This is a genomic window from Kitasatospora sp. NPDC094016 (genome assembly GCF_040304045.1).
Taxonomy (GTDB): domain Bacteria; phylum Actinomycetota; class Actinomycetes; order Streptomycetales; family Streptomycetaceae; genus Kitasatospora.
Genome location: NZ_JBEOUK010000017.1, coordinates 114,045 through 139,708 on the forward strand (window position 1 = coordinate 114,045; position 25,664 = coordinate 139,708).

At 73.4% G+C, this 25,664-nt stretch carries 16 protein-coding genes and 1 rRNA gene; 3 read left to right on the forward strand and 14 right to left on the reverse strand.

Annotation, left to right across the window (positions count from 1 at the left end; translation table 11 throughout):
• Positions 1-8: 8 nt before the first annotated feature.
• The 3 genes from ABT015_RS18440 to ABT015_RS18450 are packed head-to-tail and all read right to left on the reverse strand — an operon-like array spanning position 9 to position 2,391.
• Complete coding sequence (locus ABT015_RS18440) at positions 9-203, reverse strand: DUF3046 domain-containing protein (protein WP_350880193.1); 195 nt, start codon at positions 201-203, stop codon at positions 9-11.
• Entirely contained in the window at positions 200-790 is a 591-nt protein-coding gene (locus ABT015_RS18445) for a GNAT family N-acetyltransferase (protein WP_350880195.1), read from the reverse strand. Before ABT015_RS18445 ends, ABT015_RS18440 begins: the two co-directional genes overlap by 4 nt.
• A 53-nt stretch (positions 791-843) precedes the next feature.
• Positions 844-2,391 carry a S8 family serine peptidase gene (locus ABT015_RS18450; protein ID WP_350880197.1) on the reverse strand — a complete coding sequence of 516 codons (1,548 nt, stop codon included), beginning with the start codon at positions 2,389-2,391 and terminating at the stop codon, positions 844-846.
• Between the two features lie 173 nt (positions 2,392-2,564).
• Here ABT015_RS18450 and ABT015_RS18455 point away from each other — a divergent pair, with 173 nt between their 5' ends.
• Positions 2,565-7,316 carry an ATP-dependent helicase gene (locus tag ABT015_RS18455; protein ID WP_350880199.1) on the forward strand — a complete coding sequence of 1,584 codons (4,752 nt, stop codon included), beginning with the start codon at positions 2,565-2,567 and terminating at the stop codon, positions 7,314-7,316.
• 77 nt (positions 7,317-7,393) lie between these two features.
• On the opposite strand, the gene ABT015_RS18460 is transcribed toward ABT015_RS18455, so the two are convergent.
• The 9 genes from ABT015_RS18460 to ABT015_RS18500 all read right to left on the reverse strand — a co-directional run bounded on the left by ABT015_RS18460 (position 7,394) and on the right by ABT015_RS18500 (position 20,639).
• Positions 7,394-7,678, reverse strand: coding sequence for a hypothetical protein (locus ABT015_RS18460; RefSeq protein WP_350880201.1), 285 nt, complete (start codon positions 7,676-7,678; stop codon positions 7,394-7,396).
• A 55-nt stretch (positions 7,679-7,733) separates the two neighbouring features.
• A complete protein-coding gene (locus tag ABT015_RS18465) occupies positions 7,734-8,102 on the reverse strand; it encodes a helix-turn-helix domain-containing protein (protein ID WP_049660741.1) in 369 nt (122 codons plus the stop codon).
• Between the two features lie 381 nt (positions 8,103-8,483).
• The gene (locus ABT015_RS18470; protein ID WP_402453292.1) at positions 8,484-8,960 is read right to left on the reverse strand and encodes a CinA family protein; all 477 of its coding nucleotides are present in this window, start codon (positions 8,958-8,960) and stop codon (positions 8,484-8,486) included.
• A gap of 32 nt (positions 8,961-8,992) precedes the next feature.
• Positions 8,993-9,631, reverse strand: a complete 639-nt coding sequence (gene pgsA, locus ABT015_RS18475; RefSeq protein ID WP_350880205.1) for a CDP-diacylglycerol--glycerol-3-phosphate 3-phosphatidyltransferase — start codon at positions 9,629-9,631, stop codon at positions 8,993-8,995.
• Positions 9,628-11,121, reverse strand: a complete 1,494-nt coding sequence (gene rimO, locus ABT015_RS18480) for a 30S ribosomal protein S12 methylthiotransferase RimO (RefSeq protein ID WP_350880207.1) — start codon at positions 11,119-11,121, stop codon at positions 9,628-9,630. The genes pgsA and rimO overlap by 4 nt, the downstream gene beginning before the upstream one ends.
• A gap of 117 nt (positions 11,122-11,238) precedes the next feature.
• Positions 11,239-12,102, reverse strand: coding sequence for a helix-turn-helix domain-containing protein (locus tag ABT015_RS18485; RefSeq protein ID WP_350880209.1), 864 nt, complete (start codon positions 12,100-12,102; stop codon positions 11,239-11,241).
• A 261-nt stretch (positions 12,103-12,363) separates the two neighbouring features.
• Positions 12,364-15,051, reverse strand: a complete 2,688-nt coding sequence (locus ABT015_RS18490) for a DNA translocase FtsK (RefSeq protein ID WP_350880211.1) — start codon at positions 15,049-15,051, stop codon at positions 12,364-12,366.
• A gap of 146 nt (positions 15,052-15,197) precedes the next feature.
• Positions 15,198-15,836 (reverse strand): response regulator, encoded by a 639-nt coding sequence (locus ABT015_RS18495; RefSeq protein WP_350880240.1) that lies wholly within the window; start codon positions 15,834-15,836, stop codon positions 15,198-15,200.
• A gap of 294 nt (positions 15,837-16,130) precedes the next feature.
• Positions 16,131-20,639 (reverse strand): HAMP domain-containing protein, encoded by a 4,509-nt coding sequence (locus ABT015_RS18500; protein WP_502897346.1) that lies wholly within the window; start codon positions 20,637-20,639, stop codon positions 16,131-16,133.
• A 571-nt stretch (positions 20,640-21,210) separates the two neighbouring features.
• Between ABT015_RS18500 and ABT015_RS18505 the strand changes: the two genes are divergently transcribed.
• Both ABT015_RS18505 and ABT015_RS18510 read left to right on the forward strand, forming a co-directional pair.
• Entirely contained in the window at positions 21,211-23,772 is a 2,562-nt protein-coding gene (locus ABT015_RS18505) for a SpoIIE family protein phosphatase (RefSeq protein ID WP_350880215.1), read from the forward strand.
• A gap of 304 nt (positions 23,773-24,076) precedes the next feature.
• A complete protein-coding gene (locus ABT015_RS18510) occupies positions 24,077-24,640 on the forward strand; it encodes an acetate uptake transporter (protein WP_350880217.1) in 564 nt (187 codons plus the stop codon).
• Here ABT015_RS18510 and ABT015_RS18515 read toward each other — a convergent pair.
• Together ABT015_RS18515 and rrf are read right to left on the reverse strand one after the other, a co-directional pair.
• On the reverse strand, positions 24,633-25,478 hold the full coding sequence (locus tag ABT015_RS18515; RefSeq protein ID WP_350880219.1) for a phosphatase PAP2 family protein: 846 nt from the start codon (positions 25,476-25,478) through the stop codon (positions 24,633-24,635). The genes ABT015_RS18510 and ABT015_RS18515 overlap by 8 nt on opposite strands.
• 99 nt (positions 25,479-25,577) lie before the next feature.
• Positions 25,578-25,664: ribosomal RNA gene (gene rrf, locus ABT015_RS18520) — 5S ribosomal RNA — on the reverse strand; the annotation flags it as partial.

Genomic DNA, 25,664 nt, shown 5'->3' on the forward strand with positions numbered 1-25,664 from the left:
GGCGGGGGTCAGCGCAGCACGCCGGAGACGCCCTGGGTCTCGCAGACCACCCGCCAGACGTCCTTGGCCTCCCAGCCCGCCTCCAGCGCCTGCCGCACCGTCCGCCCGCCGAGTTCGCTCATCACGTGGTCGGAGGCGAAGGACTCCGCGTACGTCTCCCCGAAGTGCGCGTGCATCCGTCGCCAGAACTCCGTCAGCCTCATGGCTCCAGTATCCCGGACCGCGCGGCCCCGTCCCGGGCCCGCCACTGCCCGGCCGTCAGCGCGTACTCGACCTCGCCGTGCTCGCTGCCGGGGATCGCCTCCGGGTAGTCCTCGTGGAAGGTGCGGACGAACGACAGCCCGGTCTTCTCCATGACCCTCCGCGAGCCCGCGTTGACCGTCATCGTGTACGCCACCACCCGCCGCACGCCCGGTTCGGTGAAGCCGCGGCGGACCAGCGCCCGCGCCCCCTCGGTCGCGTACCCGAGCCCCCAGGCGGCCCGGCGCAGCCGGTATCCCAGCTCGACCTCGGAGCGGTCGCCGTCCCGCGTCGGCCGGAACTCGAACCAGCCCAGGAAGGCCCCGCCGTCCCGCTCCTCGGCCGCCCACCAGCCGAGGTCGCCGTACTGCCGGTAGTGCGCGAGGTACAGCGGCAGCAGTTCGCCCTCGACCCGCTCCCGCGCGGTCGGCCGCCCTCCGGTGAGGTGGCGCATCACCTCCGGGTCGCCGTCCAGTTCGACCAGGTGGTCGACGTCCGCTGCGGTGAAGCGGCGCAGCACCAGCCGCTCGGTGGTGAGGAAGACGGTCACGGCCCGATCCTCATCCACCGGCCCGGGCGGCGTCACCCGGTTTTCCGCCGGCCTCAGCGCGGCAGCGCGAGCAGCCCGGCACCGAAGTACTGCCGGGCCCCGCAGGCGTACGGCCCGGGCGGGCAGGCGGCGGCCGCGGTGCCGGCGAGCAGGGCGGCGAGCGGGGCGGAGCCGTAGTCCGGGTGCAGGGCGGCGGCCACCGCGACCGCGCCGGTGACGTGCGCCGCCGCCATCGAGGTGCCGGCCAGTGCCGCGTACTGCCCGCCCGGCCAGTCGGAGACGATCGCGCCCTGCGGCCCGCTGTCCGGGTCGCCTCCGGGGGCGGCCAGCGAGACCCGGCCGCGGCCGTAGTTCGAGTAACTGGACGGGCGGCCGTCCCGGTTGACGGCGGTGACGGTGACGACGCCGGGCAGTTCGCCGGGCAGCCGGATGCACTCGCTGCCCAGGTAGCGGGAGCGGGCCGGGCCGGAGACCCGGTCGTTGGGGCTGCGCTCGTCCGTCCGGGCGGCGCCGAGGTCCTGTCCGTCGTTGCCCGCCGAGGCGACCACGACGGCGCCCTTGCGCTGGGCGTAGGCGGAGGCCCGGCCGACGGCGGCGATCAGTGCGGCCTGGTCCTGGTCCTCCGGGCAGTTGTACTTCCAGGGGTCGGCGAAGTAGCTGTTGTTGATCGCCTTGGCGCCGTGGTCGGCGGCCCAGAGCATGCCGCAGACGATGTTCTCGGCGTAGTACTGGCCGAGCGGCCCGAGCAGCCGGACGGCGGCGATCCGCACGCCCGGCGCGACCCCGGTGACGCCGTGGCCGTCCCGGGCGGCGCCGACGATCCCGGCGACGTGGGTGCCGTGGCCGCTCTCGCTGACCCCGGGGTCGGGCCGCCAGGAGCCGGAGCGGGCGTCGGGCCGGCCGTCGGCACAGGAGACGGAGGCCTTCGGGTCGACGGCGGCGCGCAGGTCCGGATGGGTGTCGTCGACACCGGAGTCGAGCACCGCGACGAGCACCTTGCCCAGCGCGTCGGCGGTCGGCGCGCCGGCCGGACCGCGGATCCCGGTGGAGGCGTCGCCGGCCCGGGCGCCGGCGCCGCCGAGCATGGCGAGGTTCCACGGGTCGCCCTCGCCCGGGTCGGGCACCGTGACGGTGCCGCCGTCGTGCCGGTCGGTGCTGTCGCGACGGGCCCGATCGGTGCTGCTGCGGCCGGCGCGGTCCGCGCGGTCGGTACCGGCGGCGAAGTCCCCGGCGCCGTCCAGCAGGCGGGGCGGGGCGACCACCGGTTCGGTCCGGGTGGTGCCGACGGCGGCGATCCCGGGCCGGGCCCGCAGCGTGCCCGCGAAGCCGCCGGTGGCGTACGCCAGGACGGCCCCGATCTGCGGGTACTCCTGGACCACCTGCCCGCCCGCCGCCCGGCTCTCGGCCCCGGCCAGGGCGGCCCCGGCGGCGTCCTCCTGCCCGGCGAGCACCAGGTAGCTGAGGTAGGGCCGACCGGATCCGGACACGTACGGGACGGCGCCGCCGACCACGAGTGCGGTGAGCAGCATCGCGAGCAGCGCCCGGGCGGGCCCGCGGACGCGGCGGCGGGCGGGACGGCCGGACGGGTTCACCTGCGCCATCGCACGGTCTCCGCTCGTCGGTCCGGTGGGGTCGGGGGTGGATCACTGGCCTGGTTCATCACCATATGAGCGGATTTGTCTTTTTGCTCCTTTAACTACACCCGTGCTCACCACACCCGTGCGGCCTCCGCTCCCCACCCCGGTTGTCGGTGCCACCCGGCACCATGGGGGGCATGGCGCCCCAGCACCCGACCCCGCCGAACGACGACCCCCTGGCCGGATTCGCCCCGACCACCCGGGCCTGGTTCACCGGCGCCTTCTCCGCCCCCACCACCGCACAGACCGAGGCCTGGCGCGCCATCCGGCAGGACACCGACGTCCTGGTGGTCGCCCCCACCGGCTCCGGCAAGACGCTCGCCGCCTTCCTCTCCGCCCTGGACCGGCTGAGCAGCACCCCGCCCCCGGCGGACCCCAAGCGCCGCTGCCGGGTCCTGTACGTGTCGCCGCTCAAGGCCCTCGCGGTGGACGTCGAGCGCAACCTGCGCGCCCCGCTGACCGGCCTGCGCCAGGCCGCCGTCCGGCTCGGCCTGCCCGAGCCCGAGGTCCAGGTCGCCACCCGCTCCGGCGACACCCCCGCCGCCGACCGCCGCCGCTTCGCCACCCACCCGCCGGACATCCTGATCACCACCCCCGAGTCGCTGTTCCTGCTGCTCACCTCCGCCTCGCGGGACGCGCTGCGCGGCGTCGACACGGTGATCCTCGACGAGGTGCACGCCGTCGCCGGCACCAAGCGCGGCGCCCACCTCGCGCTCAGCCTGGAGCGGCTGGACGAACTGCTGGAGCGCCCGGCCCGCCGGATCGGCCTGTCCGCGACCGTCCGCCCGGTCGAGGAGGTGGCCCGCTACCTCAGCCCGCAGCGCGGCGCCGTCGTCGTCCAGCCCACCGCCGCCAAGGAGTTCGACCTGTCGGTGGTCGTCCCCGTCCCCGACCTGGACGACCTGCCCGCGGCCCCGGCCACCGGCGCCTCCTCCGACGCCGACCCGCAGCGGCAGGCGTCGATCTGGCCGCACGTCGAGGAGCGGATCGTCGACCTGGTCCAGGCGCACCGCTCGACCATCGTCTTCGCCAACTCCCGCCGCCTCGCCGAGCGCCTGTGCAACCGGCTGAACGAGATCGCCCTCGAACGGGCCACCGGTGAGCCGCTGCCCGAGGCGCACTCCCCCGCCCGGCTGATGGCCGAGTCCGGCGTCGCCAAGGGCGCCCCGCCGGTCATCGCGCGCGCCCACCACGGCTCCGTCTCCAAGGAGCAGCGGGCGCTGGTCGAGGAGGAGTTGAAGGCCGGCCGGCTGCCCGCCGTGGTCGCCACCTCCAGCCTGGAACTGGGCATCGACATGGGCGCCGTCGAACTGGTCGTCCAGGTCGAGTCCCCTCCCTCGGTCGCCTCCGGCCTGCAACGGGTCGGCCGGGCCGGCCACCAGGTCGGCGCCGTCTCCACCGGCGTCTTCTTCCCCAAGTACCGCGGGGACCTGGTGCAGTCCGCCGTGGTCACCGAGCGGATGCGGGCCGGCCGGATCGAAGCGCTGCGCGTCCCGCGCAACCCGCTGGACGTGCTCGCCCAGCAACTGGTCGCGATGACGGCGCTGGACGCCTGGCCGGTGGACGACCTGCTCACCGTGGTCCGCCGCGCCGCGCCCTTCGCCACCCTCCCGCAGTCCGCCTTCGAGGCCGTGCTCGACATGCTGGCCGGCCGCTACCCCTCGGACGCCTTCGCCGAGTTGCGCCCCCGGGTGGTCTGGGACCGGGTGGCCGGCACCGTGACCGGCCGGCCCGGCGCCCAGCGGCTCGCCGTCACCTCCGGCGGCACCATCCCCGACCGCGGCCTGTTCGGCGTCTTCATCGCCGGTGCCACAGGATCCGATTCGAAGACGGGCAAGAAGGGCGGCGGCCGGGTCGGAGAGCTCGACGAGGAGATGGTCTACGAGTCCCGCGTCGGCGACGTGTTCACCCTCGGCACCACCTCCTGGCGGATCCAGGAGATCACCCACGACAAGGTGCTGGTCACCCCCGCCCCCGGTGTGCCCGGCCGGCTCCCGTTCTGGAAGGGCGACACCCTCGGCCGCCCGCTCGAACTCGGCCGCGCCCTCGGCGCGTTCACCCGCGAGCTGGGCGCGCTGACGCCCGAGGCCGCCACCGCCCGGCTGCACCTGGCCGGCCTGGACGACTGGGCCGCCGCGAACCTGCTCGACTACCTCGCCCAGCAGCGCGCCGCCACCGGCCACCTCCCGGACGACCGCACCATCGTCGTCGAGCGCTTCCGGGACGAGCTCGGCGACTGGCGGATCGTCATCCACTCCCCCTTCGGCGCCCAGGTGCACGCCCCCTGGGCGCTCGCGCTCGGCGCCCGGCTGCGCGAGAAGCACGGCCTCGACCCCCAGGTCATGCACGCCGACGACGGCATCGTGCTGCGCCTGCCGGACGCCGACCTCCTCGCCACCGACTTCGATTTCAACAGCCCCTCGGAGCGGTCCGGTTCGGACGAGGCCCCGGTCGGCGCCGACGCCGCCCTGTTCGACGCCGCCGAGATCGAGCAGCTGGTCACCGACCAGGTCGGCGGCTCCGCCCTGTTCGCCTCCCGCTTCCGCGAGTGCGCCGGCCGTGCCCTGCTGCTCCCGCGCCGCAGCCCCGGCCGCCGCACCCCGCTCTGGCAGCAGCGCCAACGCGCCGCCCAACTGCTCGAAGTCGCCTCCGAGTACGGCTCGTTCCCGATCGTCCTGGAGGCCGTCCGCGAGTGCCTCCAGGACGTCTTCGACGTGCCGGGCCTGGTCGAGCTGATGGGCGACCTCGAATCCCGCGCCGTCCGCCTGGTCGAGGTCACCACCCCCGAGCCCTCGCCCTTCGCCCGCTCCCTCCTGTTCGGCTACGTCGCCCAGTTCCTCTACGAGGGGGACTCCCCGCTCGCCGAGCGCCGCGCCGCCGCCCTCTCGCTCGACTCCCGGCTGCTGTCCGAACTCCTCGGCCAGGCCGAGCTGAGCGAGCTGCTCGACCCGCAGGTGCTCGCCGAGTTGGAGGCCGAGCTCCAGCGCCTCACCCCCGAGCGCCGGATCAAGGACGCCGAGGGCGTCGCCGACGCGCTGCGCCTGCTCGGCCCGCTCACCGAGGCCGAGCTGGCGGCCCGCGGCGCCGAGCCGCTCTGGGCACTGGAGTTGGAGGCCGCCCGCCGGGTGATCCAGGTCCGGATCGCCGGCGAGCGGCGGTGGTCCGCCGTCGAGGACGCCGGGCGGCTGCGCGACGCGCTCGGCACCCCGCTGCCGGTCGGCGTCCCCGAGGCCTTCACCGAGCCGGTCAAGGATCCGCTGGGCGACCTGCTCGCCCGCCACGCCCGCACCCACGGCCCGTTCGCCGCCGCCGAGGCGGCCGCCCGCTTCGGCCTCGGCACCGCCGTCGTCACCGGCACCCTGCACCGGCTCACCGCCGCCGGCCGCCTGGTCCAGGGCCAGTTCCGCCCACCCGTCGCCCGCCGGCACCCTTCTCCGGAGGCGCTCCACGCCACCCCTCCCGACCACACCACCACCGAGTGGTGCGACGCCGAGGTCCTGCGCCGGTTGCGCCGCCGCTCGCTGGCCGCCCTGCGCCAGGAGGTCGAACCCGTCCCGCCGCGCGCCCTGGCCGCGTTCCTCCCGCAGTGGCAGCACCTGGCCGGCCACCGGCTGCGCGGCCCGGACGGCCTGCTCCGGGTGGTCGAACAGCTCCAGGGCACCGCCCTGCCCGCCTCCGCCCTGGAGAAGCTGATTCTCCCGGCCCGGCTCACCGACTACTCCCCCGGCCTGCTGGACGAGCTGACGGCGGCCGGCGAGATCGGCTGGTGCGGGGCCGGCGCGCTGCCCGGCAAGGACGGCTGGCTCAGCCTGCACCTGGCCGAGCACGCCCACCTGCTGCGCCCCGAGCCCGTCCCGCCCGCGCTCACCCCCGTGCACAACGCGCTGATGGCGGCGCTGGCCGGCGGCTACGGCCTGTTCTTCCGCCAGCTGGTCCAGCAGTTGCCGGAGGAGACCCCGGAGCCGGAGGTCGTCGAGGCACTCTGGGACCTCGTCTGGGCCGGGTACGTCACCAACGACACCCTCGCCCCGCTGCGCGCCCTGCTCGGCTCCGGCCGGACGGCCGGTGCCACCGCCCACCGCGCTCCCCGGGCGACCCCGCGCGGCCGCTACGGCGGCGCCGGCCGCGCCTTCGGCCGGGTCGGCGGAGCACTGCGCAGCGGCCCGCCGACGGTGGCCGGGCGCTGGTCGCTGCTGCCCGCCTTCACCACCGACCCGACGGTCCGGGCCACCACCCAGGCGCAGAGCCTGCTGGACCGGCACGGCCTGGTGACCCGGGGCGCGGTGGCGGCCGAGCGGGTGCCGGGCGGCTTCGCCGGGGTGTACCGGGTGCTCGCCGCGATGGAGGAGCGTGGCCGGGCCCGCCGGGGCTACTTCGTCGAGGGGCTGGGCGGCGCCCAGTTCGCCATGGAGGGCGCGGCCGACCGGCTGCGCTCGGTCAACGGCCGGCTGGAGCGGGCCCGGGCCGCCGAGTGGCCGGCCGCCCCGGCCACCGAGCCGCCGCAGGTACTGGTGCTGGCCGCCGCCGATCCGGCGAACGCCTACGGCTCCGCACTGCCCTGGCCGGAGCCGCCGACGGCCCCCGGAGCCAAGGAGGCCAGGGCGCACCGCCCGGGCCGCAAGGCGGGCGCCCTGGTGGTGCTGGTGGACGGCGAGTTGGCGCTGTACGTCGAGCGGGGCGGCAAGTCGCTGCTGGCCTGGCCGGAGGACGACGCCACCCGGGCGCTGGCGGTGGGCGCGCTGGCGGCCGCGGTCCGCGAGGGTGCGCTCGGCAGCGTCACGGTCGAGCGGGCGAACGGCGAGCCGGCCCTCGGCTCGGCGCTGGGCGCCGCGCTGGAGGAGGCCGGTTTCCACGCCACCCCGCGCGGCCTGCGCCTGCGGTCCTCCTGAGGTCCGCCGACGCCGAAGGCCGCGGGGCATCGGATGCCCCGCGGCCTTCGTTCGCTCGTATCACCCGTTCGAGTGGCTCAGCCGACCGTCGGCGGTGGCGCCTCCATCCGGGCCACGGCCGCGGACGGGCGCCGCTGCGGCCCGGTGGCGTTCCGGTCGGCGTGGACCGGGATCAGGCCGAGTCCCCAGCCGCCGGCCGCGAGCAGCCCCAGCGCGGCACCTTCGGCCAACTGTCCCCGGACCGCCGGCAGCCACCAGACCAGCCCTGCCGTCAGGATCACCAGGACCCGGCGGGCCGGCCACGGTATCAGTCGCCGCAGCCGTATTCGAGCCTCCGTGCACGCCGTCGCGGCTCTCCGCACGACCGCCCTCCTTCGCTCGACCCGGGCACCAGGAGCCCGGGAGTCGAGGCCGGGTTCAGGCGGCGACCACGTCCATCGCGGCGGCCTTGGGCGACATGTTCGCCCGGTCGGTGCCGGGGGCGGGCAGCGGAACCGGTTCGAGTACCGGCCTCAGCAGATCACCTTCGGAGAGGGTGGCCATCGCCGCAAGTTCGGCGAGCGACAGTTCGTCGCTGACCTCGCGCATGACCTCGGACATCCGGACGTCGAGCGCGTCGCAGATGGCGGAGAGCAGCTCCGAGGAGGCCTCCTTCTGTCCCCGCTCGACCTCGGAGAGGTAACCGAGCGAAACCCTGGCTGCCGCCGACACCTCGCGGAGTGTGCGGCCCTGGCGCTGGCGCTGCCGACGCAGTACATCGCCCAGTAGGCGACGAAGCAGGATCATCGGTGCCTCCCTCCTCGGACTGCGGATCGAGATGTCACGCCCCCACCGTACCGCCTTGCCCGCATCGCGTGCGGGGACCCTGGTCGTGTTCACTCTGGGCTGCAAGGCTGTCCCCCTCCTCGTTCCGGTGTCGTTCCCGGGTCCGCGGGCCCCTCGTGGTACCCGTCCTGGGCCGCCCGGTCACCGTCACGCAACTCGTTCGCCACCTGGTTTCTGCCCAACCAGGCCGTTGGATGTAACACGATCCTCCAGCTGTGCCATGCCCGCGGACCGGATCGGCGGATCTCGGTTCGGTGGAGATCGCCGCGATCGGGGCTCCACCACGCCTCCGCGGCGCCTCCACACGGGCTGCGGGACTCCCGGGTGCGGGCCCCGCGGGGTTCAGGTCGTGGGCGTAGCGGCCCGGAGCCGCCCGACGAACAGCTCCAGAGCGGCGGTCACCGCCCCGTGACGGATTCTGGCACGACCGCCCGACAGCCGGGGCGAACTGACCAGAGTTCCCTCCGGACCGGCGACCGCCAGGTGTACGGTGCCCACCGGCTGCCCGCCCTGCGGGTCCGGCCCGGCCACCCCGGTCGTCGCGATCCCGTACGTGGCCCCCAGCAGTCGGCGCACGCCCTCGGCCATCTGTCCCGCCACCACCGGGTGGACCGGCCCGTACACCGCCAGGAGCCCCTCGTCCACGCCGAGCACCGAGGCCTTCAGCTCGGTGGCGTACGCCGTGACCGAGCCCCGGAAGGTCGCGGACGCCCCGGGGACGTCGACCAGGGCGGCCGCGAGCAGCCCTCCGGTCAGCGACTCGGCGACGGCCAGCGTGCCGCCCCTGGCCCGCAGCGCCTCGTGCGCCCGTACCGCCAGCTCGTGCTCCGTCACCCGGTCTCCCCCGTCGCTCACCGGCCCGCGCGCTCCGCGGCCAGTCCCTCGCGGCGCATGCGCAGCGCCTGTCCGACGTAGTCCAGCGCGGTGCCGACGGTCAGCAGGACCGCCAGCGCCATCAGCACGGCCCGGGCGGTGGCCAGCCAACCGGTCAGCTCCAGGACGTACATGCCGACCGCGATGCCCTGGGTCAGCGTCTTGATCTTGCCGCCGCGGCTGGCCGGGATGACGCCGTAGCGGATCACCCAGAAACGCATCAGGGTGATGCCGAGTTCGCGGGCCAGGATCACCGCGGTGACCCACCAGGGCAGGTCGCCGAGCAGCGAGAGGCCGATCAGCGCCGAGCCCATGATCGCCTTGTCGGCGATCGGGTCGGCGATCTTCCCGAAGTCGGTGACCAGGCCCTTGCGCCGGGCCAGCTCGCCGTCGAACAGGTCGGTGATCATCGCGATGGCGAACGAGGCCCAGGCGACCGAGCGCCACTTGGGGTCGTGCCCGCCGTCGGCGAACAGCAGCGATACGAAGACCGGTACCAGCAGCAGCCGGAGCATCGTGAGCATGTTGGCGATGTTCCAGACAGCCGGCACCGGCGGCACCGCGGCCGACGGTCTGCCCGGATGGGCCGCGGCCGGGGCGCCGGGCCCCTTGGTCATGCCCCGGCTCCCGGGGCCTGACGGACCCGAACCGGCTCCAGCGCCTCGGCGATCAGGTCGACGCCCTCGCTGGCGACCACCTTGGCCCGGTGGAACTGGCCGATCTGCGGGTCCTCGACGCCGGTGAGGGTGGTCAGGCCGTCGGTCTCGGGGGCCTGGTGGGCGGCCCGGCCCTCGACCACGCCGTCCTCGACGGACTCGATCAGGACCTCGACCTCGGTGCCGACGCGCTGCTCGGCCCGCTGGGCGGTCATCTCCTCGGCCAGCCGGCTGAGCCGGTTCAGCCGGTCGGCGATCACGTCCTCGGACAGCTTGCCGTCGTAGGTCGCGGCCTCGGTGCCGTCCTCGTCGGAATAGCCGAAGACGCCGATCGCGTCCAGCCCGGCGTGCGTGACGAAGCGCTCCAGCTCGGCGAAGTCCGCCTCGGTCTCGCCGGGGAAGCCGACGATGAAGTTGGACCGGGCGCCGGCCTGCGGGGCCCGGTCGCGGATGGTCTTCAGCAGGTCCAGGAACTGGTCGGTGGAGCCGAAGCGGCGCATCCGGCGCAGCACTGCGGGCGCCGAGTGCTGGAAGGACAGGTCGAAGTAGGGCACCACGTCCGTGGTCCCGGTCATCGCGTCGATCAGCCCGGGGCGCATCTCGGCGGGCTGCAGGTAGGAGACCCGGACGCGCTCGACGCCCTCGATCGCGGAGATCTCGCCGAGCAGCGTCTCCAGCAGCCGGATGTCGCCGAGGTCCTTGCCGTACGAGGTGTTGTTCTCGCTCACCAGGACGACCTCGCGCACGCCCTGCTCGGCCAGCCACTGGGCCTCGTGCAGCACGTCGGAGGGGCGGCGGGAGATGAAGGAGCCGCGGAACGCCGGGATGGCGCAGAAGGAGCACCGCCGGTCGCACCCGGAGGCGAGCTTGACCGAGGCGACCGGGTTGTCGTCGAGCCGCTTGCGCAGGGTGCGCGGGCCGGAGGCCGGGGCGAGGCCCTCGGGCAGGTCGGCGATCGGCTCGGCCGGGGTCTCGGCGGCGCCGTGGCCGGGCAGCGCGACGGCCTCGGCGGCGGACTGCCGCTCGGCCGGGCTGATCGGCAGCAGCTTGCGGCGGTCGCGCGGGAGGTGCGGGGCGTGGTGGCCGCCGGAGAGGATGGTCTGGAGGCGGTCGGAGATGTCGGAGTAGTCGTCGAAGCCGAGCACGCCGTCGGCCTCGGGCAGGGCGTCGGCGAGCTCCTTGCCGTAGCGCTCGGCCATGCAGCCGACCGCGACGACGGCCTGGGTGCGGCCGTGCCCCTTGAGGTCGTTGGCCTCCAGCAGGGCGTCCACGGAGTCCTTCTTGGCGGCCTCGACGAAGCCGCAGGTGTTGACGACCGCGACGTCCGCTTCGGCGGCGTCGTCGACGAGCAACCAGCCGTCGGCTTCCAGTCGCCCGGCGAGTTCCTCGGAGTCCACCTCGTTGCGGGCGCATCCGAGCGTGACAAGGGCGACAGTACGGCGTTCAGGCATAGGGCCAAGATTAACGCGCGGCCTCCGGTGCCGTTCGCCCCGGAGGCCGCGCGCCTCGGATTACCAGATCTTCGCCAGGCCGCAGGGCCGCTCTCCGAGGCCTCCGCAGGCCTGTGGTCAGCCCGCCTGCGGGTCGCCGGGGGTGTACGTGACGTGCACCACCTGGCCGTCCTTGCCGAGGAGGCCGAGGTCCTTGCCGTTGACGTACGCGTGCACGGCCCCGCCGTTTCCGAGCACCAGCTTGATCTGCTTGGCGTCGGTGAAGGTCTGGTCCTGGCCGTCGCTGATGTTGTTCTGGAACAGCGACTTCCCGCTGCCGTCCACCGCGGACACCCAACTGGTGCTGCCCTCGGCGACCAGCTTCACGGTGACCTTGTCCGCCGGGACGGCGGCGATCGCGGCCGCGCTCGGCACGGGCGCCGGCGGCTGCACGGTGGGCGAGGGCACGGAGGCGACCGAGCCGGTGCCGGAGCCGCTGGGCAGCGGTGCGCTCGCGGAGCCGGTACCGGTGTGGCCGCCCTTGCCGCTGACCAGGTTGAAGCCGATCAGGACGACCACCACGACGATCGCGGCGACCATGGCCGCCGCCCAGTTCGGCCGGCCGCGGCCGGGCACCTTGATCGGGCCGCTGTCGATCAGCTGGGTCGGCCGCTTGGAGGCGGGCGAGCCGCCGTGCGCGGCGTCGTACCGGGCGACCAGGGCCTCGCCGTCGACGCCGACCTCGCGGGCGATCGCGCGGATGTGCCCGCGGGCGTAGAAGTCGCCGCCGCAGCGGCCGAAGTCGTCCTCCTCGATGGCATGGACGATCGGCACCCGGACCCGGGTCGCCGTACTCACCTGGTCCACCGTGAGCCCGGCCTCGATCCGGGCGGTGGACAGCACCCGGCCGATGCTCGGGGCATCGGCCGCCTGCACCGCGTCGTCGGTCGACTCGACGGACGACGGGGCGTTCTCGCGGTCGGGGGACTTGCCGATGGTCACGGGGCACGCCTTTCGAGCGGATGGCCACCTGCTGGGGAACAGTCTAGGGGCGCGGGCGGATCGTTTCTCAAGCGGAACAGGCCCGAATGCGCGCGCCCGCCCCCACCGGGGCCCGCACCACGCTGAACGGCCGTCAGCGGGCCCGCGCGGGGAACCCGGGGGTTCGCTTTCCGGCCTGTGACGCGGCGTACGGACGTTCGGTTCCCCTGCACGCGCCTACCCTCCTCCGAACGAGTGAACACCCGCCGCAGACGCGGGTCGTCAACCGCGCAGGCCGACCAGCACCCCGTCCAGTTCGTCCGGCTTCACCAGCACGTCGCGGGCCTTGGAACCCTCGCTCGGCCCGACGATCCCGCGCGACTCCATCAGGTCCATCAGCCGCCCCGCCTTGGCGAAGCCGACCCGGAGCTTGCGCTGGAGCATCGAGGTCGAGCCGAACTGGGTGGAGACCACCAGCTCGGCCGCCTGGATCAGCAGGTCCAGGTCGTCGCCGATCTCCTCGTCGATCTCCTTCTTGGCCCCGCCGCCGACCGTCACGTCGTCCCGGTAGACGGCGGTCAGCTGGTCCTTGCAGTGCTGCACCACCGCGGCGATCTCCGCCTCGGTGACGAACGCGCCCTGGAGGCGGATCGGCTTGCCGGCGCCCATCGGCAGGAACAGCGCGTCGCCCTTGCCGATCAGCTTCTCCGCGCCGGGCTGGTCCAGGATGACCCGGGAGTCGGCCATCGCGGAGGTCGCGAAGGCCAGCCGGGACGGCACGTTGGCCTTGATCAGACCGGTGACCACGTCCACCGAGGGCCGCTGGGTCGCCAGCACCAGGTGGATGCCGGCCGCGCGGGCCAGCTGGGTGATCCGGACCACCGAGTCCTCGACGTCGCGCGGCGCCACCATCATCAGGTCGGCCAGCTCGTCGACGATCACCAGCAGGTACGGGTACGGGGTCAGCTCGCGCTCGCTGCCCGGCGGCGGGGTGACCGTGCCGGCCTTCACCGCCGCGTTGAAGTCGTCCACGTGCCGGAAGCCGAACGCCGCGAGGTCGTCGTAGCGCAGGTCCATCTCGCGGACCACCCACTGGAGGGCCTCGGCGGCCTTCTTCGGGTTGGTGATGATCGGCGTGATCAGGTGCGGGATGCCCTCGTACGCGGTCAGTTCGACCCGCTTGGGGTCGACCAGCACCATCCGCACCTCGTCCGGGGTGGCCCGGGCCAGGATCGAGGTGATCAGGCAGTTGATGCAGGACGACTTGCCCGCGCCGGTCGCGCCGGCCACCAGGATGTGCGGCATCTTGGCGAGGTTGGCCATCACGGTCTGGCCCTCGACGTCCTTGCCCATACCGACGACCATCGGGTGGGTGTCCTCGGCGGCCGTGCGCGAGCGCAGCAGGTCGCCGAGGTTGACCATCTCGCGGTCCCGGTTGGGGATCTCGATGCCGACCGCGGACTTGCCCGGGATCGGGCTGATGATCCGCACGTCGGCGCTGGCCACCGCGTACGCGATGTTCTTGGCGAGCGCGGTGATCCGCTCCACCTTGACGGCCGGGCCGAGCTCGACCTCGTAGCGGGTCACCGTCGGGCCCCGGGTGAAACCGGTGACCCTGGCGTCCACCTTGAACTCGGTGAAGGTACTGCTGAGCTGGGCCACCACCTCGTCGTTGAGGGCGCTGCGGGCCTTGGCCGGGCCGCCGCGCTCCAGCAGGTCGAGCGGGGGCAGTGCGTAGGTGACGTCGCCGGCCAGCTGGAGCTGCTCCATCCGCACCGGCGCCGGGCCGTGCTCCTCGGGCGCGCCCGGGCCCGCGCTGCGGGCGGCCGGGACGGCGGCCTCCTCCGGCGGGGCGGTGCGGTCCTGCACCTGGTGCATCATGTTCGCCACCGCCGAGGAGGCGGGCACCCCGTAGACGAGTGCCCCGTCCAGGTCGGCGGCGGCGCCGGCGGCGAGGTCGCGGGTGGCGTACGGGTCCAGCGGCTCCTTGTCCAGGGACACCCGGACGGCGTCGGGCTGGTCCTCGTCGTCCGCCGGCTTGCGGCGGCGGCGCCGACGACGGGCGGCCACCTCGTCGCCCGGGTCCTCGCTGCCCACGGTGAACGGCAGCGCGGAGGGGTCCGCATCCTCGGGCGGCTCGGTGGACAGGTCGCGCTCCGGCGTACGCCCCTCGCGCAGCTCGTCCTCCGGCCCGGGCTCCACCACGCCGAGCCGCACGCCGGCCGACCGCAGCCGCTCGGGGATGCGGTTGACCGGGGTGGCGGTGACCACCAGCAGGCCGAAGAAGGACAGCAGCAGGAGCAGCGGCACGGCCAGCGCCGGCCCGGCGGCGGCCATCATCGGGGTGGACACGGCCCAGCCGATGATCCCGCCGGCCGCCCGTATCCGCGAGGCGCCGCTGCCCATCATGGGCGCGCCGCAGCCGATGTGCACCAGGCCGAGGACGCCGACCAGCAGCGCGCTCAGGCCGATCATGATCCGGCCGTTGGCCTCCGGCAGCTCCGGGTGGCGCCAGAGCCGGACCGCGATCCCGGCCAGCAGGAACGGCACCAGCACGTCGAGCCGCCCGAACAGCCCGGACACCACGGCGGTGGCCGCCTCGCCCAGCCAGCCCTGCGGGCTGAACCAGGTGCCGGCGGCGGTCACCAGCGCGAGTGCGAACAGCAGCAGGCCCAGCCCGTCCTTGCGGTGGGCGGGGTGGAGGTTCTTGGCCCCGTCGCCGAAGCCCCGGAAGATCGCGGCGATGCTGTTCGCCACGCCGAGCCACACGGCCCGGACGGCCCGGAAGAGTATCGGCTTGGGCGGCGGCGGGGACGGCGGGGCCGGTTTGGCCGCCGCCTTCTTCGCCGGGGCCGCCTTCTTGGCCGCCGCCTTCTTCGCGGGCGGCTTGCCCGGGGCCTTCGCCGCGGCCTTCTTGGACGGTCCCGGACTCGGGTTGCGTGCCGCGCTTCCGGGCGTACGAGTGGCCATGGGTCAGCAGCCTACCGGGGTGGGCCACCAGTGCACATGTGCTCGAGCCGGGGCTCGGGGACGTGTCGCAGACACACCGTCACGCTGACCCGGTTTCACCCGGCCGCGCCAGAAATTCACCCGCAGGAGTGAACCCCGGCGATCGGTTACGCGGTTCCCGGCCGGAGCGCGTCCAGGGCCCGGCGCAGCCCCGCCAGCTTGCGCTCCAGGTGCGCCGCGGTGGCCGACACCCCGGCGTCCTCGACGCCGCCCAGCTGCTTGCCCAGCGCCTCCGCCTGCTCCTCGACCGCCGCCAGCCGCGCGGACAGCTCACCCAGCAGCGCCCCGCCGAGGGGCGGCTCGCCGCCGCCCGCCTCCAGCTGCAGCCGCAGCAGCGCGGCCTGCTCCTTCAGCTGGCAGTTCTTCACGTACAGGTCGACGAAGACCGAGACCTTGGCGCGCAGCACCCACGGGTCGAAGGGCTTGGAGATGTAGTCCACGGCCCCGGCCGCGTAGCCGCGGAAGGTGTGGTGCGGGCCGTGGTTGATCGCGGTCAGGAAGATGATCGGGATGTCCCGGGTGCGCTCGCGGCGCTTGATGTGGGCGGCCGTCTCGAAGCCGTCCATCCCGGGCATCTGGACGTCCAGCAGGATCACCGCGAAGTCGTCGGTGAGCAACGCCTTGAGCGCCTCCTCGCCGGAGACGGCGCGCACCAGCGTCTGGTCCAGCGCGGAGAGGATCGCCTCCAGCGCCAGCAGGTTCTCCGGTCGGTCGTCGACCAGGAGGATCTTCGCCTTCTGCATCAGGGCTCGCCCTCCTGTCGCCTGCCTGCCGCCCGGTGATGGCACTCGCGTACTGCCCACCGCTACCCCGGTCATGCTAGCCGCACCCCCTCGCCCGGCACATCGCTCCGTCGTGACCCGATCCGGAGCGGCGCGCGGCCAGTGCTCCGGCGCACGCTCAGCAGCGTGTCGCCGTACGGTCACTGTTCGCAACGATCGGTGACCCTACCCGGTTCCCGGGCCCGACCGCCAGCAAACCGGCCCACCGGACGGCGCGAACTCCGGAGCCCGCCCCGGAGTTCACGCCCTCCCCCGGCGCTACGCGCGGTCCGCCCGCAACCACTCGCGCATCACCGCCAGCAGGTGGTCGGTCTCCACCGGCTTGGTGATGTGGTCGGTGGCCCCCGCCTCCAGCGACTTCTCGCGGTCGCCCTTCATCGCCTTGGCGGTCAGCGCGATGATCGGCAGGCCGGCGAACTGGGGCATCCGGCGGATCGCCTCGGTGGTCGCGTAGCCGTCCATCTCCGGCATCATGATGTCCATCAGGACCAGCGCCACGTTCTCGTGCTGCTCCAGCATCTCGATGCCCTCGCGCCCGTTCTCGGCGTACAGGACGGCCAGGCCGTGCTGTTCCAGCACGCTGGTGAGGGCGAACACGTTACGGACGTCGTCGTCCACGATCAGCACCTGCTGGCCGTCGAAGCGCACGTCGCTGCGGCTGGGGCGGGGCGGCGCGGGCTCCACCGGCCGGGCCCCGGCGGCGGCGTCCAGGGCGGCGCTGCGCCGGCGCTCCACCGCGCCGCGGCGGCGCTCCTCGGCCAGCTCGCGGACCTCCTGGGCCCAGTGGTCGGCCGGGTTCTCGCCGACCGGCACGGGCACCCCGATCGGGGTCACGCCGACGGAGGCGCGCAGCGCCGGGACACTCGACACGACCGGGCGCTCGACCTGGGTCGCGCCCGGGGCCTCGGTGCGCAGCGGCAGGTAGAGCGTGAACGTGGAGCCCTTGCCCAGCTCGCTCTCGGCGTGGATCTCGCCGCCCAGCAGCCGCGCGATCTCGCGGCTGATCGACAGGCCGAGCCCGGTGCCGCCGTACTTGCGGCTGGTGGTGCCGTCGGCCTGCTTGAACGCCTCGAAGATCTCCCGCAGCTTGTTGCCGGGGATGCCGATGCCGGTGTCGGAGACCGCGAAGGCGATCAGCTCGTCGTCCGGGTCCTTGATCGAGCCGGACTCCAGCAGCCGCTCGCGCACGTGCTGCGGGACCTCCGCACCGGCCGGGGAGATCGAGAAGTCGACGGCGCCGGCGTCGGTGAACTTGACGGCGTTGGAGATCAGGTTGCGCAGCACCTGCTGGAGCCGCTGCTCGTCGGTGTGCAGGGTGACCGGCAGGGCGGGCGAGACCCGGACGGCGAAGTCCAGGTTCTTGTCCAGCGCGACCGGCTGGAAGGTGGCCTCGACGTAGTCGACGAGCTGGACCAGGGCGATCCGGGCCGGGCGGACGTCCATCTTGCCGGCCTCGACCTTGGAGAGGTCGAGGATGTCGTTGATCAGCTGGAGCAGGTCGGAGCCGGCGCCGTGGATGGTGTCGGCGAACTCGACCTGCTTGGGCGAGAGGTTGCCCTCGTTGTTGTCGGAGAGCAGCTTGGCCAGGATCAGCAGCGAGTTGAGCGGGGTGCGCAGCTCGTGCGACATGTTGGCGAGGAACTCGCTCTTGTACCGGGAGGCCAGGGCGAGCTGCTCGGCGCGCTCCTCCAGGACCTGCCGGGCCTCCTCGATCTCGCTGTTCTTGATCTCGATGTCGCGGTTCTGCTGGGCGAGTTGCTCGGCCTTCTCCTGCAACTCCTCGTTGGTGCGCTCCAGTTCCTCCTGGCGCGCCTCCAACTCGGCGGATCGCATCGAGAGTTCGGCGGTGAGCCGCTGGGACTCCAGCAGCAGGCCCTCGGTCTTGGTGTTGACGCTGATGGTGTTGACGGTGACGCCGATCAGGTCCGCGATCTGGTTGAGGAAGTCCAGCGCGACGGTGGTGAAGGAGCTGAAGGTGGCGAGCTCGATCACGCCCAGCAGCCGGCCCTCGAACAGCACCGGCAGCACCACGATGTGGGCCGGCGAGGCCTCGCCGAGGCCGGAGGCGATCTTGAGGTATCCGGGCGGCGCCTCCTTGAGGATGATCGCCCGCTTCTCCACCGCGGCCTGCCCGATCAGCGACTCGCCGGGCCGGAAGGTGGTCGGCATCGCCCGCCGCTGGTAGCCGTAACTGCCGATCAGCCGCAGGACGGTGTCGTTCTCGTCGTCGTCCTCGGTGATCAGTTCGGCGGTGCGGCCGGCCGGCTGGGCGAGGAAGAAGGCGCCGTGCTGGGCGGAGACCACCGGGGTCAGCTCGGTCATGATCAGCGAGGCGACGGCCTCCAGGTCCCGGCGGCCCTGGAGCAGGCCGGAGATCCGGGCCAGGTTGGTCTTGAGCCAGTCCTGCTCCTGGTTGGTGCGGGTGGTCTCGCGCAGGTTGGCGATCATCTGGTTGATGTTGTCCTTGAGCTCGTCGAGCTCCCCCGCGGCGTCCACGTCGATCCGCAGGCTCAGGTCGCCCCTGGTCACGGCGGTGGCGACCTGGGCGATCGCGCGCACCTGCCGGGTCAGGTTGTTGGCCAGTTCGTTCACCGATTCGGTGAGGTCCTGCCAGGTGCCGTCCACGCCGGGCACCCGGGCCTGACCGCCGAGCCGCCCGTCGGTGCCCACCTCGCGGGCGACCCGGGTCACCTCGTCGGCGAACGCCGACAGCTGGTCGACCATGGTGTTGATGCTGGTCTTGAGCTGGAGGATCTCGCCGCGGGCGTCGACGTCGATCTTCTGCGAGAGGTCGCCGCGGGCCACCGCCGTGATCACCAGCGCGATGTTGCGGACCTGGCCGGTGAGGTTGTTGGCCATCAGGTTGACGTTGTCGGTCAGGTCCTTCCAGATGCCGGCCACGCCCGGCACGCTCGCCTGACCGCCCAGGGTGCCGTCGGTGCCGACCTCGCGGGCCACCCTGGTCACCTCCACCGCGAAGGAGGAGAGCTGGTCGACCATGGTGTTCAAGGTCCCGGCGAGGGCGGCGACCTCGCCCTGCGCCTCGATGGTGATCTTCTTGGACAGGTCGCCGCGGGCCACCGCGGTGGCGACCTCGGCGATGTTGCGGACCTGCCCGGTCAGGTTGGACGCCATGAAGTTGACGTTGTCGGTCAGGTCCTTCCAGATCCCCGACACCCCGCGCACCCGTGCCTGGCCGCCCAGGATCCCCTCGGTGCCCACCTCGCGGGCGACCCGGGTCACCTCGTCGGCGAACGCCGACAGCTGGTCGACCATGGTGTTGACGGTCGTCACCAGCTCCAGGATCTCGCCCCTGGCGTCGACGGTGATCTTCTTCGACACGTCGCCGCGTGCCACCGCCGTGGTCACCTCGGCGATGTTGCGCACCTGGCTGGTCAGGTTGTTCGCCATCAGGTTGACGCTGTTCGTCAGGTCCTTCCACGTCCCGGACACCCCGGGCACGCTCGCCTGACCGCCGAGGATGCCCTCGGTGCCGACGTCCCGGGCCACCCTGGTGACCTCGTCGGCGAAGGCGCCCAGCTGATCCACCATCGTGTTGATGGTGTTCTTCAGCTCCAGGATCTCCCCGCGCGCGTCCACCTGGATCTTCTGCGACAGGTCGCCCTTGGCGACCGCGGTCGTCACCTGCGCGATGTTGCGTACCTGATCGGTGAGGTTGTTCGCCATGAAGTTGACGTTGTCGGTCAGGTCGCGCCACACTCCGGCCGCCCCGGGCACCTGCGCCTGACCGCCGAGCCGCCCCTCGGTGCCCACCTGGCGGGCCACCCTGGTCACCTGCTCGGCGAAGCCGGAGAGCTGGTCGACCATCGTGTTGATGGTGTTCTTCAGCTCCAGCATCTCGCCGCGCGCGTCCACCTCGATCTTCTGCGAGAGGTCCCCGCGCGCCACCGCCGTGGTCACCTGGGCGATGTTGCGTACCTGGCCGGTCAGGTTGTCGGCCATGAAGTTCACCGAGTCGGTCAGGTCCCGCCAGACCCCGGCCACGCCCGGCACCTGCGCCTGACCGCCGAGCCGGCCCTCGGTGCCCACGTCCCTGGCCACCCCGGTGACCTGGGCGGCGAACCCGTTCAGCTGGTCCACCATCGTGTTGACGGTGTTCTTCAGCTCCAGCATCTCGCCGGCCACCTCGACGGTGACCTTGCGGGACAGGTCGCCCTTGGCCACCGCGGTGGTCACCTGGGCGATGTTGCGCACCTGCGCGGTCAGCCGGCCGGCCATGGTGTTGACCGAATCCGCCAGGTCCTTCCAACTGCCGGACACGCTGCGGACCTTGGCCTGGCCGCCCAGCTTGCCCTCGGTGCCCACCTCGCGGGCCACCCGGGTCACCTCGTCGGTGAACTCCGAGAGCTGGTCCACCAGCCCGTTGACGGTCCGGCCGATCTTCAGGTACTCGCCGCGCAGCGGGTGGCTCACCCCGTTGCTGTGCAGCGAGCGCAGCTCCATCTTCTGGTCCAGGTCGCCCTCGGCGATCGAGGAGAGCACCCGGCCCACCTCGGCCATCGGACGGGCCAGATCGTCGATCAGCGCGTTGCAGTTGTCGACGGCCGCCATCCAGGCGCCCTCGCCCGCGCCGGTCTCCAGCCGCTCGTTCAGCCGGCCCTCGCGGCCCACCGCCCGACGTACCCGGGCCAGTTCACCGGTCAGGTGCTGGTTGCGCTCGGCGACCTCGTTGAACACCGCGGCGATCTCCGCCAGCGGCCCGTCCCCCGGAACCGTCAGCCGGCGGCGGAAGTTGCCGTCCCGCATCGCGGTCAGCGCGGCCAACAGCTTCCGCAGTTCGGCCGGCTCCGCCCCCCGGTTGTGGCTCACTCGCCGGCCGGCCGCGTTCCGCGGCGCGGTCCCGGACCGCCCACCGCGCGGAACGGGCGGCGTCGTACCGGTTGCGTCCTTGGTGGCCGAACTCAACGGGCCCCTCCCACATCGTGAACTTTCCCGGTGACCGTCCGTGCCGGTACGGCACGCACCGGGGCACCGGCCCGGTCGGGCTGCGTACCGGCGCCCCACGCGGCACACCGGCACCCGCATCGACCGTACTGCTCCGACCGGCCGTCGCGGACCCCCCAGTCTGGCAGCACCGGCGCCGGGTATACGGCCGGTTGCGCCCGGTTGGTAGCCGACCGTCCGAAACAGGTGGGCAGAATCACTCTCAGGTGCCTGTTTCAACGCCCCGCCCCCACGGGGAACCAAGCGGAAAGTAGGGTGGAGCGCTGCACCGGGCCATGACCCGACCCAGCGCCGCCACCCCGGCGGCACGCACCGGGAGTCGGCGCCACGCCCCGGACAGCCAAGGCCAGAGCAGCAGAGGAGAAGTGGCAACGTGGTCACCGCGCGCGCAGCCGCCACCTTCGACCCCGACGGCCGGTCCGCGGCCGCCGCCCGGGGCTTCGTACGGGACGCGCTGCTCGGCTGGGGTCTGCCCGAGGTCGTCGACGACGCCGTCGTCCTGGTCAGCGAACTGGTCACCAACGCCGTCGTCCACGCCGGCACCGCCGCCGAGGTGTGCTGCCTGCGCGAGGAGGGCACCGTCCGGATCGAAGTCACCGACCACCACCCCGAACGCGGCCTGCCCTCCCTCGGCGACGGCCCCGTCACCTCCTCCGACCGCTACGCCGACCCCGACGGCGAGGGCGGCCGCGGCCTGCTGATGTGCTCCGCCCTCGCCGAGCGCTGGGGCGTCGAGTACGCGGCCGGGCGCAAGACCGTCTGGTTCCGGCTCGCCCTGCCCGCCCCCGTGGCCGGCACCCGCTACGCCGTCCCCGCGACCCCCGGCAGCGACCTCCCCAGCGGTCCCGGCCCGGTGCACGTCGCCGTCGTCCAGCTCGACGAGGACGGCCGCGTCCTCGCCTGGAACCCGGACGCCGAGGCGCTCTTCCAGTACTCCGCCGCCACCGTCCTCGGCCGCCCCTGGGCCGACCTCGCCGTCTGGCCCCAGTCCGCCGCCCGCGGCCTCGGCCTCGCCGACACCCTGCGGCTGGCCCGCTGGGAGGGCGGCTACGGCGTCCGCCGCGCGGACGGCCACGAGGTCGAGGTGTACGGCGTCCAGGTCCGCGTACGCGACACCGAGGGCGTCCCCTCCACCCTCTGCCTGCTCGTCCTCGAACCCGACCGCGCGGTGCTCCGCTCCCCCGCCCGCACCCTGCCCGGCGAGCGCTCCGACCCGACCGGCCCCCGGCTCGACCTGCTGGCCGGCCCGGTCGCCACCGACGACCTCGACACCCTGCTTCAGCGCACCGTCGAACGCGCCCGCGACCTGCTCGACGCCGACGCCGCGTACCTGCTGCTGACCACCGACGACGAGACCGAGTTCGAGGTCCGCGCCGCCACCGGCTTCACCTCCGGACACCGCCGGCGCACCCGCTTCCCGGTCGACACCGGCAGCCGCTACGACTCCGCCCGGCTGCCCTCCGTCCACGAGGACCTCACCACCCGCCCGACCGGCCTGCCCCTGCTCACCGGCAGCGGCATGCGCTCCCTGGTCACCGTCCCGCTCAAGGTCGAGGGCCGGCTGATCGGCTCGCTCGGCATCGCCACCGCCGCGCCCGGCCGTTACGACAACGAGGACGCGCTGCGGCTCCAGTTCGCCGCCGACCGGGTCGCCCTCGCCGTCGAAAGCACCCGGCTGACCGAGCTCGAACGACTCCGCCGGGGCTCGCTGTCCTTCCTCGTCGAGGCCTCCGACCTGCTCGCCGGCACCCTCGAACACGAGCAGACCCTCGCCCTGATGGCCCAGATGGCCGTCCCCACCCTCGCCTCCTGGTGCGCCGTCTACACCAAGGGCGACCACGGCGCCGCGGCAGGCCTCGCCTTCGTCCTGCACGAGGACGAGGACCGGATCGACCCGCTGCGCGACCTCCTCGACAAGACCCCGGCCCCCGACGCCGGCCCGACCCACGGCGTCCGCTTCTGGTCGGCGCCCGCCGAGACCGCCGCCGCCGGCGGCCTCACCGACAGCCCCGAACTCGCCGGGCTGCTCGGCGAGACCGTCGTCCTGCCGCTGACCGCCCGCAACCGGGTCATCGGCCTGCTCGCGCTCGGCGTCCCGGCCGGTATCCGGTTCCGCCAGGAGATCCTCGAACTCGCCGAGGACCTCTCCCGCCGGGCCGCCCTCGCACTCGACAACTCCCGCCTCTACTCCGAGCGCACCGCCACCAGCCAGGCCCTGCAACGCAGCCTGCTGCCGCCGGACCTGCCCGAGATCCCGGGCGTCGAGGTCGACGTCTACTACCAGGCCGCCGGCGAGGGCAACGAGGTCGGCGGCGACTTCTACGACCTGTTCACCATCCGCGAGGGCACCTACGGCTTCGCCATCGGCGACGTCTGCGGCACCGGCCCCGAGGCCGCCTCGGTCACCGGCCTCGCCCGGCACTCGCTGCGTCTGCTCGCCCGCGAGGGCCTGGACGCACCGCAGGTGCTCCGCCGCCTCAACGCGGCCATCCTGGACGAGGGTTCGCGCAGCCGCTTCCTCACCCTGCTCTACGGCGAGCTGACGCCCCGCCCGGACGGCAGCATCGAACTGTCCCTGGTCTGCGCCGGCCACCCGCTGCCGCTCCGGCTGAGCACCGACGGCCAGGTCGACCGGGCCGCCACCCCGCAGCCGCTGCTCGGCGTCATGGAAGACCTCGACCTCACCGCCGAGCGCCTGGTGCTCTCCCCCGGCGAGGTCCTGCTGTGCGTCACCGACGGCGTCACCGAACGCCGCGAGGGCAGCCGGATGCTGGGCGACGACGGCCTCGCCGAGGTGCTCACGGGCTGTACCGGCCTCACCGCCGGGGCGGTCGCGATGCGGGTGCAGCGCGCCGTCGAGCGCTTCGCCCCGGAACCGCCGTCCGACGACATGGCCATCCTGACCCTGCGGGTGCCGACCCAGCGCACCTCGTGAGCCGACGCCGCCCCTCGGTCAGCCCCCGGCGTCCCGGTCGGCCCTGAGCGTTCCATAACTGACATCGTCACAAATTGTTATATTCACAAGGGTACAAGCAAGTACGGCCGGGTACACCGATCTCACCGGGGAATCCCCCGGCGGGGACAGGACCGGCGGCTCTCCCGTCGGCCCATCACTTCTGACCGCAGCCCGCGCACGCTCCAGCCGTGCGCCCTCGGCGCGGTCGCGCGCATCCACCTCATCGGACGACACCACTGCGTTGACTGCGCCCTGCGCGCGCCCAAAGTGAAAGGAGCCTCCGGTGAGCAACGAAGCTACCGGGGCAACGAACGCCCGCTCCACCGGAGCCGACGCGGGTAACCTCGGCTACCTCGCACTCGGCCTCACACTGCTCGCCTACGGCCTGCTCTCCACCGGCGTCTTCAGCGGCACCGGGGTCGGGGACGCGGCACACCTCGCCCACCTGGTCGGCGGAGTCACCCTCTTCATCGCGGGCCTGTGGCAGCTCCGCGGCGGCGAGGGCTTCACCGGAACGGCCTTCACCAGCCTCGGCGCCTTCTGGGCGACCTGGTCGACGGCCGGCGGGGCCGGCAAGAACGCCGCCGGCCTGTTCCTCATCCTCTGGGCCCTGCTCGCCCTCACCCTGACCGCCGCCAGCTGGGGCGCGGGCCTGTTCAGCCGCGCCGTCTACGGCCTGCTCACGCTGTCCCTGCTGCTGAACGCCATCGCCGCCTTCGGCGGCTACAGCGGCCTCGCCAAGTTCGCCGGCTGGGTCGCGGCCGTCTCCGGGCTCACCGCCTGGTACTGGGCCACCTCCGCCCTCAGCAACGGCTCCTGGGGCAGGATCGCCCTCCCGGTCAAGTGACCCGCAGCGGCTGATCCGCCGCGGCGCGCCGGGGTCGGACCTCCGTGTCGACGGAGGTCCGACCCCGGCGACGTGCCACCAGGGCCTGGGCGGCGTAAGCGAACAGCAGGATCACGACGGCGACGATGCCGTCCGCCCAGAAGTGGTTCGCGGTCACCACGACCACCGCGACGGTCAGCACCGGGTGCAGCACCATCACCCACCGCAGCGGGCTCCGCGAGACCCGCACCACCGCGACCGCCGCCAGCACGCACCACGCGACGTGCACCGACGGCATCGCGGACAGCTGGTCGGCCACCACCACACCGCCCACCGCGCCCCCGTACACCGACTGCCCGTACTCGGCAGCCAAGTCGACGAACCCGTGCTGCGGCAGCATCCGGGGCGGCGCCACCGGGATGAACTGCACCAGCAGACAGACCGCCGTGGTGATCACCACCGTGTTCCGCACCCACGCGTACCGCTCCCGGTGCCGCACGAACACCCAGAGCAGCACCGCCAGCATCACCGCGAAGTGCATTGCCGCGTAGTAGTAGTTCGCGAGCCTCACCAGTACCGGGTACGGCGTGACGGCCGCCTGCCAGGACGCCTCGTCCGGTAGACCGATCGCCGACTCGGTGCGGTGGATCCAGTCCGCCCGGTCCAGCGCGTGGTCCCCGCTCATCACCGAGAGGTGACCCACCAGCTGCCAGAGCGCGAACAGGGCCAGCAGCGTGCCGGCCTCCCGCAGCAATGCCGACAAGGACGGCTTCCGGACCCTGGCGGCGGCGTACGCCCCGCCGTAGAGAGCGACCGCGGCGCCCCCGGCGGACTGCCAGGTAAGGGTCAGGTTCTGCAACGGGATCGCGCCTCTCCGACAAACTCTGGTTCGTGTGTTGGCAGAGGTTAACGCAAAAAGACCCCCTCCCGGACGGGAGGGGGTCTTTTCGGAATAATTGTTCGGCGGCGTCCTACTCTCCCACAGGGTCCCCCCTGCAGTACCATCGGCGCTGTAAGGCTTAGCTTCCGGGTTCGGAATGTAACC